We start from the raw sequence: 14,200 nt of genomic DNA, 5'->3' as shown, positions 1-14,200 counted from the left end.
GCGTACCTGTATTTTTATCCGATGAAGCTGTTGAAGGTTTTTGCGCGATACATTTCTTGGTTGGCCGTGGATGTGGCAGTCGGAGCGATGGCGGGAATGCTGTTTTTTGAACGGCTGCTCCATGCGGAGCTTCAGTGGCCGGCTTATGTGCTGCTGGCAATGGCGGTGTGGAGTATCTATACGCTTGACCATCTGCTGGACGTGCAGGAAAAGGATTTGCCCCTTTCTCCCCGACGGGCTTTTCACCGAAAAAACTGGAAAGCGCTCGCTTTTCTGCTTAGCCTGACGGTGGTCAGTGGGCTCGTTGGGGCATTTTTTTGGTTTGGGTGGGGGAGGGAGCTACAGCTCACCCTCGTACTGGGCATTTTGATATTGGGGAGCAAGGCCTTGGTCGCCAAAGTGGGCCCAGGCTGGATGAAGGAACTCTCCATTGCCGTGTTTTATGTGCTTGGGATCGCTTGGCTGCCCACGCTCCGTGCCGATGGAGCGGACCTGGTGTGGCAGGCATCACTCTTTTTGCCATTGTTCATGGGATTGGCGTTTCTCAACCTGCTGATGCTCTCCTATCTGGATAGGGATGAGGACAGAAGTGCGGGATTCTTCTCTGCCGCAGCGACCTTGCCCTCTCCCCTGCTGCTGGTTTGGATCAGGAGACTGGCGCTTGTCCTGATCCTGGTGTCCCTGGCTGTATTTGTTCTACTGCCTTCTTTCTACCGCCCTTTTGCCTGCCTTTTGCTGCTCATGTCCCTGATCCACTACTTGGTTTTCTTTCGGGCAGGCTTGTCTCCGGAGCAAAAGAGAAGGCAAATGGAAGCGAGCTTTGCGCTCCCGTTGTTGCTATTTTTGCTGTGAGTTATTCGCCTCGGTGAGATCGTGGACAGCTCACAAAGTCCTCTTTATTTTCTCCCTTTTCGCTGTGGTCAAAAGAAACAGTAAATAGTCCAAATGATTATCCGCTTTTATGCCAGTAGGCAGCCGTGACAATACGAAGGAACGCAAGAATTGGGGCTTTGCCCTACTTCGGTCTTCGGTCATCGGTCTTCCGACCTGCCTGAGCAGACAGGCCCGATTGAAGAAGCAAATTCGCTTACTGGCAAGATTGCTGATAGCCATGATAGTCCAATTTCAATCATACAAATGCGCTGTGGCCGGTGATGGCCCGTCCCACTATCAGGGAGTTGATTTCCTTGGTGCCTTCGTAGGAATAGACCGCCTCCGCATCCGCTACGAAGCGGGCGATGTCATGCTGGAGCAAGATCCCGTTTCCCCCGAAAAGCTCCCGCGCGTGATCCACGATCGAGCGCATACGGAGGGTGCAAAACACCTTGGCCAGGGAAGCGTGCTCGTCTAGCAGCTCGTCGTTGTCCTGCATTTGGGAAAGGCGGAACACCATGGTCTGCATGGCCGTGAGGTCGCCTAGCATCGTGACCAGGAGGTCCTGAACGAGCTGGAAGGAGGCGATAGGCCTTCCAAACTGCTTCCGCTCGTTGGTATAGGCCAGCGCCAATTCGTAGGCACCTCTCGCACAGCCGACCGCCTGCCAGGCCACGCCCGCCCGCGTCATCCGAAGTACTTTCGCAGTGTCCTTGAAGGAATTGGCGTTTTGCAGCCGGTCCGATTCCGGCACTTCGCAGTTGGTCAGGGTGATCAAGGCATTTTGGACCGTTCGCAGCGCCATTTTGTCCTTTAGCTTTTCGGCGTGGAAGCCGGGGTTGTCCTTTCGGACGATGAAGCCTTTGACTTGGTTGTCCTCCAGGTCTCTCGCCCAGATCACCGTCATGTCCGAGAAGGTCGCATTGCCGATCCACTTCTTTTGTCCATTGATCGTCCAGGTGTCGCCCTGCCGCTTGCAGGTGGTGGTCAAGCCGCCTGCCGCTCCAGAGCCGACCTCCGGCTCTGTGAGCCCAAAGGCACCGATTTTTTCCAGTTTTTGCATGGAGGGCAGCCATTCCTGCTTTTGCTGCTCAGAGCCGCAGAGGTAGACCGAACCCATCGCCAAACCACTCTGCACACCGAAGAAGGTCGATATCGAGGTGTCCACCCGAGCCATCTCCATCGCGATGAATCCCTCCAGCAAAGCCGAATAACCCGGGCAGCCATAGCCTTGATACGTCAGACCTGCGATGTCCAGTTCGGCCATTTTTGGGATGATGTGCATGGGGAACTCCGCCCGGTTCCAGTAGTCGTTGGCGATGGGCTTGATCTCCTTCTCCATAAACTCACGGACTCGGAGCTGGATCTCCCGCTCGTGGTGGGGTAGCATCTTTCCCAATTCGTAAAAGTCGCCGTTGACAGGCGGAATCTCCTTGGGCTTGCCGCCTCCCTTGAGCATGCCCATCATTTTGCTGAGGTCTTCCTCGCTCATGTTGGACACCAAGCCGACCATCTTGGGGAGGTCGACTTTTTGGGAAAGTTTGGAGATCTGGTCGAGGTCCACGCTGCTGAGGAGCTGGCGTATGCCGGAGATTTTTTTGAGAAGATCTTTCATGGGTTTATTTTTTGATTTTTTTGGGCCACATGAAATCTCGCATTGCTGAAAATTGCTCCTTTGCAGGGACTCGGCGAAATGCTCGATTTCATGAAAAGTGGTTTTGGGTTGTTGTTATAGACAATTTTAACTGATGTCAGACGACTATGGTTTTCTCGCTCCGCTCTACCAGCCCATTTCCCGATTGGTTTTTGGGAAAGACCTGATCGCGGCCAATTCATTTTTTGCCGACTTAGCCCAAGATAGGCATTCCCTGATCATCGGAGGGGGAGACGGTGTGGCCTACAGGGATTGGGATGTGAGATTTTCAGGGGAGTACTGGGACACCTCCAGCAGCATGTGCGCGCGGGCCTCGAAAAACCTCTCCAAAAGCCGGATCTGCCTACACTGTGGCCCTTGGCCTGGACGGGGCGAATTTGAGCTTGTGTTTTTGCCGTTCGTGCTGGATACCCTGCCGGATCGTGAGATTGAGACGCTCGTTCCTCAGATCGCCGCAGCGCTTCAGCCGGGCGGGAGAGTCGTGCTTTCCGACTTTTTTGCCCCGGCTACATTTTCCCAAAAACTCCTCCAGCAATGCATGCTGGCAAGCTTTCGTCTTCTTGCGCGGCATCGCAGAAAGGACCTGCCCGCTTATGGTTCTTTTTTCAATCCGGAGCTTTGGGAGAAAGAACAGGAAGTGACCTGGAGGCGAGGCTGGATTCGCACTCAGGTATATCGAAAGCGCTAGGGCTTAGCGTGCCGCTTTGCGGAACTGCTCGGGCGTGTTGCCGGTCTTTTTTCGAAAAAACCTGCTAAAATAGGAGGGGTCGTCAAATCCGAGTTGACCGGCGATCTCGGCCACCGTCCCATCGGAGTAGCTCAACAGGCGCTGGGCTTCCAAGATCACCCGGTCGAGGATGAGCTGGGAGAGGGTCTTTCCGGAGGAGGCCTTGCTCAGGCGGTTGAGTTGCTTTAGGCTCAGGCTCAGGAGGTCGGCGTAGAAGGACGGCTGGTGCTTGGACCGAAAGTGGCTTTCAATGGCCGCTTCCAGCAATTTCGACCGGTCTTGGACTGGGTGGCTGTCCATGCCGAGCCCATGGATGGCTTGATAGGCTCGGCCAAGTGCAATCAGGAGAACCTCCAGCTGGCTCCGGATCATTTCCTTTTTTGCCCAGGAGGTGCTTTCTGATTCCAGTTCGAGGGCCTCAAAGAGCCTTTCGATTTTAGCTTGGTCCTCGGGATCCAAGACAAGTAGGTGTGATCGCTCAGAAGAGCTGAAAAAGGGGAACTGAAGGAGCTTTTTCGAAGGAAATCCAAAGCTGTAAAACGCTGAGCTGAAGAAAAGGATATGCCCCTCCGAGTCCTCGGAAAGCTGCCAAGAGTGGACTTCCCCAGGAGCCAGGAAAAACGTGGCCCCAGCCTCTACCGGGTAGCTGTGGACGTCGATGGAGTGTGTGCCCGATCCGGCCGTGAAGAGCAAAAGGATGTAAAAATCGTGCTTGTGAGGCCTCTGAATGAATCGATGGGTGTGCAGGTGCCTGCCCAGCCTGGAGTAGTAAAACGTGGAAGCATCCAGGCGCTTCGTTTCAAAATCCGGAATTTGGTAGATGGGTAAGGGTTCCTTGGGCATGCCCGAAAGTGGCCATTTCGGGCAAGACTTGCAACTAGCGTGAATCAGAAGGCTTAGCTTGGCTTTTCGCAAACTCTGCCCGGTAAGGGACAAAGATCGCAATCCAGATGGATCGGCTCAGTCGGAAGATCAGTGGCAAAGACAGCAAGACCGTCAGCCCCAGCAGAATCAGCAGTGTAGAAAGGGAGTAGTCCGGCATGATGACCGAGAGGGCAACCCAAGCGGTGATAAAGAGGGCGGTATTTAAACCATAGCTCACAAACATCGCCCCGAAGTAGAAGCCAGGCTCCGGCTCGAAGCTCTGTCCACATACCTCACAGCTTTTGTTCATCTGGTGAAACTTGGTCGGGTGGGCAAAGTTTCCTTTGGGAAACATTGCGCCCTTTCGACATTTGGGGCACTTGCAGGTCAAGATGGTGGTGAAGACAGAAGGGCTGCTTTCCATGAGATCCAATTTTTGGCAAAATTAAGGCACGAGCAGGCAGGAGGATAGGATATTAATGACCTTCGATAGGATAAATCGTCCCGAGTCTTTTTAGTTGGCTTTTTCTATGGTCCGCTTGATCAGCTTGTCAAAATAGCTGCCGTTTCCGGGGCCGTACCAATTCATCTCCCGCACTTCGTGAAAGCGTTCGTCATACAGCTCATCGGGCGTGATGTAGCCGATGTAGCCGCCGTTGAAGGTCGTCACGATCAGCTGGAGCTTGTTTTGCTCCGCCACCCGCTCCCATTCTTCGTAGAATACGCCCGAAAGCTCTCCACTAGAGGCGATCATCAGCAAATTGCCGATTTGGGTGATGTCCAAGTGGGGGTTGGTCTCGCCCAGCAGGTAATCGAACAGCCAAGGTCGAATCCTCAGGTTGTCGGAGATCCGGAGGTGCGGGGATCGCAGCCCCAAGTCTAACCTCGAATAGGCGATTCGGGGATTTGCGAGCGTGTCGGTAGTTGTTTTTTCTGCCAAGGCAGAATCCAGCATCAGCGCGTACTCTTGGACTTGTTCAGGACTGTTGCCGGGAGCTAGTGGGCGATGGCTCCCCACGGTGCCAGCTGCGAAGATCGCAAAATCGTACTGTTCTGCTTCCAAGGCTTCGCTGAGGTACTTGGGATAGTCGCCCGAAAGCCCCATGAATTTGGAATTGAGGCAGGTCGCATGGGCAGAATAGGTCAGAAAGATTGCTTTTCTTCCATTTTTCTTGGTGAAAAGCAGCTGTCGAACAAAGGGGTCAGTGGGGCCGTCTTCCACAAAACGATTGGCGACCAGGTCGGCGGCTTCGGACTTTTGGAAGGAAAGAACTACCGTGTCTTGGGTTTGGATGGCGGTCTGGAGTGCTGCTACGGACTTTTCCACCAGCAGGTCCACTACCTTTTGGTCGTAGCCACCGAAGGCGATTTCCCCCAAAGGACCCGGCATATAGCCTCCCATGCCGGAGTGGGTGTGCGTGGCGGTGAAAATCAACTGGTCCACAGGTATTTTTGCTTCGATGATGCCTTTTTCCACCGCCTTGGCCAGCTCGGGATGGACGATAAGCAGCTCAAAGTTGAGCCAAGCGATGTGTGTTTTTCCGTTGCTGAGCGAGAGAGCCTTCACATAGCTGCTGTCCAGCACAAACTCGTAGGGGCCTCTTGGCGCATAGCCGACCAAGTCCACCGCTTGCGGAGGCGTGACGTTGGCCTTTGCCCAGCCTGCCAGCCAAGCCTCGCCTTCTGAGCCTTGCCACGGGGTTTTTTCCAGCCGGTCAAAAGTCTTCCGGTAGAAGTTCTGCCCCTCCAAGGGACTACGATCTACCCGGGTGATCAGGAGAGCCACAAGCAGGAAAAGAAACAGAAAAGCCCCCAAGAAGATCTGGAGGGCTTTTTTGAAGCTTTTGGTGACAAATGCTTGGGAATCTTTTTGCATGGAAAAAGAAGGTTTTTAATCGAATCTCAAATCTCAAATCTCAAATTCTAATATTCGAAGGCTCCGTAGGCGCTCTGGATGGTGACCTTTTTGCCCTCATGGGGTTCCACACGGCCGATGATCTGGGCCTCGACTCCGTAGGACTCGGCGATGTCGATGATTTCCTCGGCGTAGCGCTCGTCCAAATAGACCTCCATGCGGTGGCCCATGTTGAAGACCTTGTACATTTCTTTCCAATCCGTGCCACTTTCCTCCTGGATGATGCGGAAGAGCGGAGGTGTTTCGAAGAGGTTGTCTTTGATCACGTGCACGTTGTCCACGAAGTGGAGGACCTTGGTCTGCGCTCCACCGCTGCAATGCACGAGGCCGTGGATATGGGGACGCATGTAGTTGAGCACATCCACCATGATGGGGGCGTAGGTTCTGGTCGGAGAGAGGACGAGCTTGCCCACGTTGACCGGCGCGCCGGGAGCGGCGTCGGTCAGATTGTACTTTCCGCTATAGATCAAGTCCTCGGGGACTGCTGGGTCGAAGCTCTCGGGATACTTGGTCTTCAGGACTTTGTTGAAAACGTCGTGTCGGGCAGAAGTCAGTCCGTTGCTGCCCATGCCGCCGTTGTATTCAGTTTCGTACTTGGCCTGGCCGTAGGAGGCTAGGCCCACGATCACGTCTCCCGCTTGGATTTTGTCATTGGAGATGACTTCGTCTCTTCTCATTCTGCAGGTGACGGTGCTGTCTACGATGACTGTGCGGACCAAATCACCCACATCCGCGGTCTCGCCGCCTGTCAGGACTACGTTGACCCCGTTGTCGCGGAGCATTTGCAGTACCTCTTCCGTTCCTTGGATGATGGCTGAGATCACTTCGCCCGGTACCAGGTTTTTGTTTCTGCCGATCGTGGAGGAGACGAGGATATTGTTGATCGCGCCTACGCAGAGCAGGTCGTCGGTATTCATGATGATCGCATCCTGGGCGATGCCTTTCCAAACGCTAAGGTCGCCGGTTTCCTTCCAATAGAGATAAGCTAGGGAAGACTTGGTGCCGGCTCCGTCTGCGTGCATGATGTTGCAATAATCCGGGTCGTTGCCGAGGGTGTCCTCTACAATCTTGCAAAAAGCTTTTGGAAAAAGACCTTTATCCAGCTTGGAGATAGCATTGTGGACATCTTCTTTGGATGCGGAAACACCGCGCTGCATATAGCGCTCGTTCATGGCGGGGAAGGGATTTGGTTGGGGCAAAGTTAAGGATTGGAAAATTGAAAGATCGGAAAAATGGAAAATTACTCAAGTTCTGGGTTTGTTTTCCCAGACCTCAAGCAATCGATACGGTATCAGGTGCCAATGAGAAGTCCTTTGGACGCTCAATTTTTACGGTAGCTATCAGGTGAAAGATTAGGTGAAAGAATTTGTAGGGTTTGATTTGTAAAAAAAAAAAAACGCCCGACTCTCGCCGGGCGGTGTTGGGATTAGTTACTTCATCTTCTTGATCATGTCTCCAGCCACTCCCTTGATGTCATCGTCGAGGAAGCTTTTGGAGATTTTGTCAATCTTCGACTTGAGCGTGGCTCCCAGCTTGCTTGCCTTTGCGGATTGCAGGGCAAACTTCACCACGGAAGGGCTGCTGTCCTCAAGTGACTTTTTCAGGATCGCCTCGGCGGCGGCGGAGCCTCGCTTTTGCGCGCCAAAGGCCGCTGCCACCCGGATAGGCACAGAGCCTGTTGCGGCGGCTTCCTCCAGGATCTGGTCTGCCGCGTCCCCTTCGATATACCCTACCAGATAGGCGGCTTTCATCGCGAGGTTCTCGTCGCTGCTCCCCACCAGTTCCTTCAAAAAAGGCAGGGCCGCAGCTCCGAATTTTTGCGCGGCGGCTGGATAGTCGAGCTCATCTTGTCGGAGGAATGCCAGTAGCTCGTCGGGATTGAATCCCCCGGATGAGGCTGATGTTCGTTTTGTTGCCATGGTCTTTTGAGTTTAGAGTGGAGTACTGAGGTTCGAGTTTCGCATCGTGGTGGACTCCGCTGAAGTCAGGTCAGGCGGCGGGTTGGTGATGTTGAAAGTCCCGTTTCCTGTCATGAGGCGGTCGTTGTTGTTCACGTGGTTTAGCCCGAGTACGTGGCCAAACTCATGTCCCAGAGTCCATCGGCTGGCGGATCGAACCACCACGCAGCCGGGTCTGCCGGGGGGGTGGGCAGCGCAACCGTTGTATCCCGGCACGGTACTACGGACATAGTACACCACGAGGTCATTCCCAGCCATGAAGTTCCGGTTGCCAAAGAGCGAGTTTTGCTCCGCGGTCGTTTGCCCCATAAAACAGCCTCCCACATCCACGTCTGTCAACGTCGGCAGGTTGAGGTTTTCCGTCGTCACCCAGTCTACCCGGATGCCAGAGACGGCCCAGACTTCCTGCATGGCTGCAAATTGCTGGTTGAGCGTAAAGGAGGTGGGGTTTTCCAGGATTTTGACGTGGACTCTCACCCTTTCGCGAAGCACCCGTACCCCCGCCGTTGGCGACCAGTAGATGCTTCCTTTTTGGAAATGGGAGATTCTCCCGTCTCCCCCAAATACGACCAGCTCGTCGGAAGTGGGATAGCCCAACACGCTTTTTTCCCAACCCAGCGATGCCCAATGCTGGCGGATCAGGCCGTGTACCTCATGGGCACCCGTGCTCGGAGTCCAGTAGATGCTGCCGCCTTGGAAGTGGTTGTACCGCCCGATCCCGTCCGGCGTGGTGTTTTCGTTGGTCAGGGGATAGCGGAGAAAGCTCCTTTCCCAGCCGAGACTGGAGTACTTCGAGCGGATGGCCCCGTGTACTTCCCAGGCCCCGGAGGAAGGGCTCCAATAGATGCTTCCCCCTTGGAAGTGGTTGTACCTACCGATCCCGTCGGGACAGGCGGACTCGTCCGTGAGGGGATAGCCCAAAAAGCTGCGCTCCCAGCCGAAGGACTGCCAGCGAGCTCTGATCAGCCCATGGACTTCATGGGCACCGGTGGATGGATGGTAATAGATCGATCCATTTGCATAATGCTGGTAGGACCCCACTCCGTCGGGACAGGTGTTGATCGGAGTGGTGTTCGGGCCCAACCAGCCTCCTGGACCTCCCAAGGCCTGATATTTCAGGGTAATGGGATGCTGAAACTGGAAGTTTTTCAGGATTTCCAGATTCAGCTCTGTCCTCACCATAGCAGGGTCAATTTTGAGTTTTGACATAGGACTGTTTTAAAAATGTGAAACAAAAAAACTTACTGAAGTTAACTATAATGGATTGGATTTCAATCGATTAAAAATGAAATTATAGCCCTAAAACCCTGTGGGACCTAGTAGTTTTTCAGTAGGTCTTTCAAGTTAAGGATGCCTTTTTGGCGGCATTTCTTCAAAAGCTTTAAGAGTAGCTGGGCAGTCAAAAAAGCATCGCCTGCGGCAGTGTGCCGGTCTTCGGTTTCTATCCCGTACCTCGCACAGAGGGAATCCAAGCTGTAGCTTTCCAAGTGTATCCTGCTTCGGTCTGCGTGGGGGCCATGCTCCAGCCGGATCGCCAGACTGAGCGTGTCCAGCACAGGGTTGGGGAGCCTTTCTAAACCAAAAAAACCGAGCTGCTTGCCTAGAATCTCCAGGTCAAAGCCTATGTGGTGGCCCACGATGATCGAGTTTCCCACATAGGCCAGCACCTGCTTGGCAAAGTCTTCCGCAGCGATGGGGTTTGGGATGCCTACCAGGCCATGGATGGGAGCTGTTTTTCCGCCATTGTTTGGCGATTCGGGATACCACTCTACCGCGGATGACACCTGTATTTTCATGCCCGACACCTTCACTGCCCCAAAAGACAGGATAGAGTCCTTTCTGGGATCCAGTCCCGAAGTCTCTGTGTCCAGTACCGTGAAGCGAAGCTGCTCCAAAGCTCGGGCTCCGGCGATTGCCTCCTCATTTGCCCGGAGAAACTCGCTTACAAAGTCCCGCTGGGCAGGCTTGGCTTTCCAAAATTTCCACCAGCTCATCGCCTGAAGTAGTCAAGTTGGAAGCGTATATTCACGATCTCCTGAAGCTCCGAGATGGGCGCAAAAGCGTTTTTGAGGAGTTGGCGCTGGATTTTTCCCAGGGATTTGGGATGGATGTATCGTCCGCTGCTGTGATGCTGGAGCCCTTCCAGTGCCCGCATCCGCATCAGGATCTCGTAGGCAGTGCCAGCTTGGGAGAAAAGCTCGGCGTTGCCCGGTTCTAGCTCGGACAGCTTCTCAAAACGCTTGAAGGTGTTGTTGATGCCCACGACTTGGTGGCTGAGCACAAGCAGACGTGCGAGGTCCGTCAGCGGCAGCATAGCCCTGGACTTGATGTCGAATTGATCTCGGTTTTCACCGGATTTTTCCACCACAAAGTCCTTGAAAAATCCAAGGGGGGGAGGGTTTTTGAGGGCGTTTTGAGCCAGGAAGTTGAGGAAGATCTGCTTGTGGGCGATCTCCTGATAGACGTGCTGGGTCAGTTCCTCCGCGAGGGATTTGGCACCGGCCACTGCCCGATAGTCAAAAAAGATCGAGACTTTCATCAGTGCTTCTGGAGTAGGGTGCAGGATCCACTCCGAAAAGTACCCCTTCCAGACCGAGAGTGGCTGATTCCACTCTGCATTGCTGGCCATGATTTTGCCTGGGCAAGGCGCGAAGCCGCAGGCCAAGAGCACTTCGATCACCAGTTCGCCCAGCTTCTGGAAATACTCGGTTGCCTCGCTTTGGCGCCCAGGAGGCACATCCTGATACAGGAGGGCATTGTCCAGGTCCGTCCGGAGCAGCTGCTCTTCACGGCCCTCGCTTCCCATGGACAGAAAGCAGAAGCGGATCTCGTCCATGTCCGGAAAGTCAGGCCTGAGCTGGGTCTGGGCAATCACGATCGCCTGGCTGATGATGACGTCGTTGATCTCGGTCATCACCGAGGCGACAAACTCCATCGCGATCTCGTTTTCGAGGTAGTAGCGGAGCATCTGCTCGGCACTGTCCCGGATGATCCGCATGTCGCCCACATCCAGCGTGTTCATCAGTCCATGGATCAGCACGGCCGGACTGTTGCCCATGGAGAGGAAGATGTCGTGGTCGGAGATGATGCCGCAGACTGGGCTGTCCGCACTGCCGTCCTCGGTGAGCACCAGGTGGTGTAGGCGGTGGCGGATCATGGAGAGGTAGATGTTGGAAAAGCCATCCTGCTTTTTGGCGGTGACCACTGGGCTGGTCATGACCTCGGATACCGCCCGTGCCGTGGAGACTCCGGAGGCCAAGACCTTGCTCCGCAGGTCTTTGTCCGTCACGATGCCCAGCGGGAAATTCCCCTGTCCACACACGACGATGCTGCTCACCTGGGCTTCGGTCATGAGCTGGGCAGCTTCCCGGATGCTGGTCTCGGGGCTGCAAGTCAGGACTTTTTCCGAGACTTTGACCTGGGACTGGTCCGAAAAGATCAACAGAGAGTGATCGCCGGAAGCGCTCTTGAAGGCGCTTCTGGCTTTTTGGCCTTGGGAAAGGTCTTGGCGCACGACCACTTGGCCGGCTGCAAAGCCCGCTGCGAAAAAGAGCGCGACACGGCTGTTTTCCTCCAGTATTTTCCCGAAAGTCTCCACGGGCACGGCATAGACCAGGCTGTTTTCGACGATCTTGGAGCGGAGGAGGTAGGGTCTTTTCCCCAGCAGGGCGAGGACGCCAAAGACATCTCCCTCGTCGCAGACCTCGCGGATCTCCTCGCCTTTGGCAGCGTCCTCCACGAGATGGATGGTGCCTTCTTTGAGGATGAAAAAATGCGGTCTCGCGGCCTCTCCCTGACGAAACAGCGTCTCGCCTTTTTCCAAATACTGGATCTCCACCGACTGGGCTACTCCCTCCAGCTCCGCGGGGCTCAAAAAGGAAAAGGGCGGAAAGCGCTTTAGAAACTCAGCAACCCGCCTGACGATGACATTGCTCATTTACCCGGATTGAAACTCTTGATGGATACAGACTGACAGAATGGCGAGATTTTTTTAGGCTCAAAAATTGAAGAGCCAAGGGCTCAAGCTATTGTAAATGAAGGTGTTTTTCAAACTTTTCCGTCCCTTTCGCAGGCTGGTTTGGGCCTTGATCGTCGCTTTTATGGTCGGGGTGCATAACTTTTACAAGCAGGAGATGGACTCTCCCGACTCCATCGTCTCTTCCATCCAGCTCGATGAGGAGGAGGAAGATGCTTCCCCCAAGGACTAGAAACAGCCGTCAGCGTCGGTTTTCCCAGCTTGAGTGAAAAGGAAACAGGGCCAAATGAAAAACTGGCCCTGCTTCAAACTCCAATTGATTTTCTATTTCCTTCCGGCGATGATTTTTTCGACCACCTCAGGATCCAGAAGCGTGGAGGTATCGCCCAGGCTGTCTACGCTGCCTTCGGCGACCTTTCTCAGAATCCTCCGCATGATCTTGCCAGAGCGGGTTTTGGGCAGGCCAGGCACGATTTGGATTTTGTCCGGCTTGGCGATCGGCCCGATGATCTTGGAGACTGCGTCCTTGATTTCCTGGATGAGGTTGTCCTCGGTCCGGTTGCTCATGTCACAGATGACATAGGCGTAGATTCCCTGCCCTTTGACTTCGTGGGGGTAGCCGACCACGGCTGACTCGATGACTTTCGGGTGTTCGTTGATGGCGTTTTCCACCTCGGCGGTGCCCATTCGGTGGCCGGAGACGTTGATCACGTCGTCCACGCGGCCGAGGATGCGATAGTAGCCGTCGTGGTCGCGCTTGACGCCGTCGCCGGTGAAGTACATGTTTTTGTAGGTGGAAAAATACGTTTGTCTGCAGCGCTCGTGGTCCCCGTAGGTCGTGCGGATCATGGACGGCCAAGGGAATTTGATGCAGAGGTTTCCCTCCACGGAATTGCCCGTGAGCTCATTGCCCTCCGCATCGACGATGGCAAGCTGCACGCCCGGAAGGGGCAGCGTCGCATAGGCTGGCTTGGTCGGTGTGATGCCCGCCATCGGGGATACCATGATGCCGCCTGTCTCGGTCTGCCACCAGGTGTCGACGATCGGGCAGCGCCCCTGTCCGATGTGGGTGTGGTACCAGTGCCAAGCTTCCTCGTTGATCGGCTCGCCGACCGAGCCGAGGACTTTCAGCGAGCTGAGGTCTTTGCCTTGGATCGGCTCGGTGCCATAGGCCTGCAGCGCGCGTATCGCCGTAGGAGCGGTGTAGAAGACGTTGACTTGGTGTTTTTCCACCACTTCCCAAAAGCGCCCCGGATTTGGATAGGTCGGCACGCCTTCAAACATCAGCGTGGTCGCTCCCGCCAGCAATGGGCCGTAGACGATGTAGGAGTGTCCGGTGATCCAGCCCACGTCCGCCGTGCACCAGTAGACGTCGCCTTGGGAATATTGGAACACATTGTCAAAAGAATATTTGGTGTACACCATGTAGCCGCCCGTGGTATGGACGACCCCCTTGGGCTTGCCGGTGGAGCCGGAGGTATAGAGGATGAAGAGCATGTCCTCGCTGTCCATCTCTTCGGCTTGGTTCGTTTCAGGTTGCCCTTCCAGGGCATCGCTCCACCAAAAGTCCCGGCCAGAGACCATGTTGACATCTTGGCCTGTGCGCTTGTACACGATGACGGTGTCTACTGGGGCCTTTTCGAGGGCTTCGTCGACGACGGATTTGACGCCGATTTTCTTGTTTCCCCGGAAGTTGCCATCGGAAGTGAGTACGGCCTTGGCTTGGCAGTCGATGATGCGGTCTGCCAGGGATGAGCTGGAGAATCCGGCAAAAACCACCGAATGGATGGCCCCGATCCTGGCGCAGGCTAGCATGGCTATCGCTGCCTCCGGAACCATCGGCATGTAGATGATCACGCGGTCTCCCTTTTGGATGCCCTTGCTCTTGAGTGCGTTGGCGAAGCGGCATACTTCGACAAAGAGCTCCCGATAGGTCAAGGTACGGGTGGCTTCTCCCGGCTCGTTTGGTTCCCAGATGATCGCCGGGCGGTCACCCAGCGTATAGAGGTTTCTTTCGAAGATATTCTCGGTGATATTCAGCTTGGCGTTGACAAACCACTTGACGTCGGGTTTTTCAAAATTCCACTTCAGGACATTGGTCCAGCGTTTTCTCCAGTGAAATGAATCCGCAATCCTTGCCCAGAATTCCTCGGGCTGCGCTACGCTTTTTTGGTATTCGTAAAGGTACCCGCTTAGGGTATGTAATCGGTCACTCATGGTAATGGAAGGTTAT

The 14,200-nt window shown here is 54.7% G+C and carries 13 protein-coding genes; 3 read left to right on the top strand and 10 right to left on the bottom strand.

Translation table 11 applies throughout. The features are described 5' to 3' along the window. Nucleotides 1–21 precede the first annotated feature (21 nt). Nucleotides 22–852, top strand: coding sequence for a UbiA prenyltransferase family protein (locus tag J0A68_RS00630; RefSeq protein WP_206576243.1), 831 nt, complete (start codon nt 22–24; stop codon nt 850–852). A 277-nt stretch (nt 853–1,129) separates the two neighbouring features. On the opposite strand, the gene J0A68_RS00625 is transcribed toward J0A68_RS00630, so the two are convergent. Beyond that, on the bottom strand, nt 1,130–2,488 hold the full coding sequence (locus tag J0A68_RS00625) for an acyl-CoA dehydrogenase family protein (RefSeq protein ID WP_206576242.1): 1,359 nt from the start codon (nt 2,486–2,488) through the stop codon (nt 1,130–1,132). 133 nt (nt 2,489–2,621) lie between these two features. Between J0A68_RS00625 and J0A68_RS00620 the strand changes: the two genes are divergently transcribed. After that, nucleotides 2,622–3,215 (top strand): class I SAM-dependent methyltransferase, encoded by a 594-nt coding sequence (locus J0A68_RS00620; RefSeq protein ID WP_206576241.1) that lies wholly within the window; start codon nt 2,622–2,624, stop codon nt 3,213–3,215. Between the two features lie 3 nt (nt 3,216–3,218). On the opposite strand, the gene J0A68_RS00615 is transcribed toward J0A68_RS00620, so the two are convergent. From J0A68_RS00615 to J0A68_RS00580, 8 genes are all read right to left on the bottom strand, one after another. Next, on the bottom strand, nt 3,219–4,097 hold the full coding sequence (locus J0A68_RS00615; protein ID WP_206576240.1) for a helix-turn-helix domain-containing protein: 879 nt from the start codon (nt 4,095–4,097) through the stop codon (nt 3,219–3,221). A 34-nt stretch (nt 4,098–4,131) separates the two neighbouring features. Further along, a complete protein-coding gene (locus J0A68_RS00610) occupies nt 4,132–4,542 on the bottom strand; it encodes a DUF983 domain-containing protein (protein WP_236021313.1) in 411 nt (136 codons plus the stop codon). A gap of 90 nt (nt 4,543–4,632) precedes the next feature. Further along, a complete protein-coding gene (locus J0A68_RS00605) occupies nt 4,633–5,994 on the bottom strand; it encodes a neutral/alkaline non-lysosomal ceramidase N-terminal domain-containing protein (protein WP_206576239.1) in 1,362 nt (453 codons plus the stop codon). Between the two features lie 47 nt (nt 5,995–6,041). After that, nucleotides 6,042–7,205 (bottom strand): AIR synthase related protein, encoded by a 1,164-nt coding sequence (locus J0A68_RS00600; RefSeq protein WP_206576238.1) that lies wholly within the window; start codon nt 7,203–7,205, stop codon nt 6,042–6,044. A 258-nt stretch (nt 7,206–7,463) separates the two neighbouring features. Next, nucleotides 7,464–7,952 carry a HEAT repeat domain-containing protein gene (locus J0A68_RS00595; RefSeq protein ID WP_206576237.1) on the bottom strand — a complete coding sequence of 163 codons (489 nt, stop codon included), beginning with the start codon at nt 7,950–7,952 and terminating at the stop codon, nt 7,464–7,466. A 12-nt stretch (nt 7,953–7,964) separates the two neighbouring features. After that, entirely contained in the window at nt 7,965–9,200 is a 1,236-nt protein-coding gene (locus J0A68_RS00590; protein WP_206576236.1) for an LGFP repeat-containing protein, read from the bottom strand. Nucleotides 9,201–9,307: 107 nt separating this feature from the next. After that, nucleotides 9,308–9,985, bottom strand: a complete 678-nt coding sequence (locus J0A68_RS00585; protein WP_206576235.1) for a 3'-5' exonuclease — start codon at nt 9,983–9,985, stop codon at nt 9,308–9,310. Then, the gene (locus tag J0A68_RS00580) at nt 9,982–11,928 is read right to left on the bottom strand and encodes a DUF294 nucleotidyltransferase-like domain-containing protein (RefSeq protein WP_206576234.1); all 1,947 of its coding nucleotides are present in this window, start codon (nt 11,926–11,928) and stop codon (nt 9,982–9,984) included. The genes J0A68_RS00585 and J0A68_RS00580 overlap by 4 nt, the downstream gene beginning before the upstream one ends. 97 nt (nt 11,929–12,025) lie before the next feature. On the opposite strand from J0A68_RS00580, the gene J0A68_RS00575 reads away from it, so the two are divergent. Beyond that, nucleotides 12,026–12,199 (top strand): hypothetical protein, encoded by a 174-nt coding sequence (locus J0A68_RS00575; protein WP_206576233.1) that lies wholly within the window; start codon nt 12,026–12,028, stop codon nt 12,197–12,199. A 92-nt stretch (nt 12,200–12,291) separates the two neighbouring features. On the opposite strand, the gene acs is transcribed toward J0A68_RS00575, so the two are convergent. Next, the gene (gene acs, locus J0A68_RS00570; protein ID WP_206576232.1) at nt 12,292–14,184 is read right to left on the bottom strand and encodes an acetate--CoA ligase; all 1,893 of its coding nucleotides are present in this window, start codon (nt 14,182–14,184) and stop codon (nt 12,292–12,294) included. Nucleotides 14,185–14,200: the final 16 nt, after the last annotated feature.

It is taken from the genome of Algoriphagus oliviformis (genome assembly GCF_017254915.1).
Lineage (GTDB): Bacteria > Bacteroidota > Bacteroidia > Cytophagales > Cyclobacteriaceae > Algoriphagus > Algoriphagus oliviformis.
The sequence above is the reverse complement of the archived record's forward strand: the minus strand, read 5'-3'. Positions and strand labels throughout refer to the sequence as shown.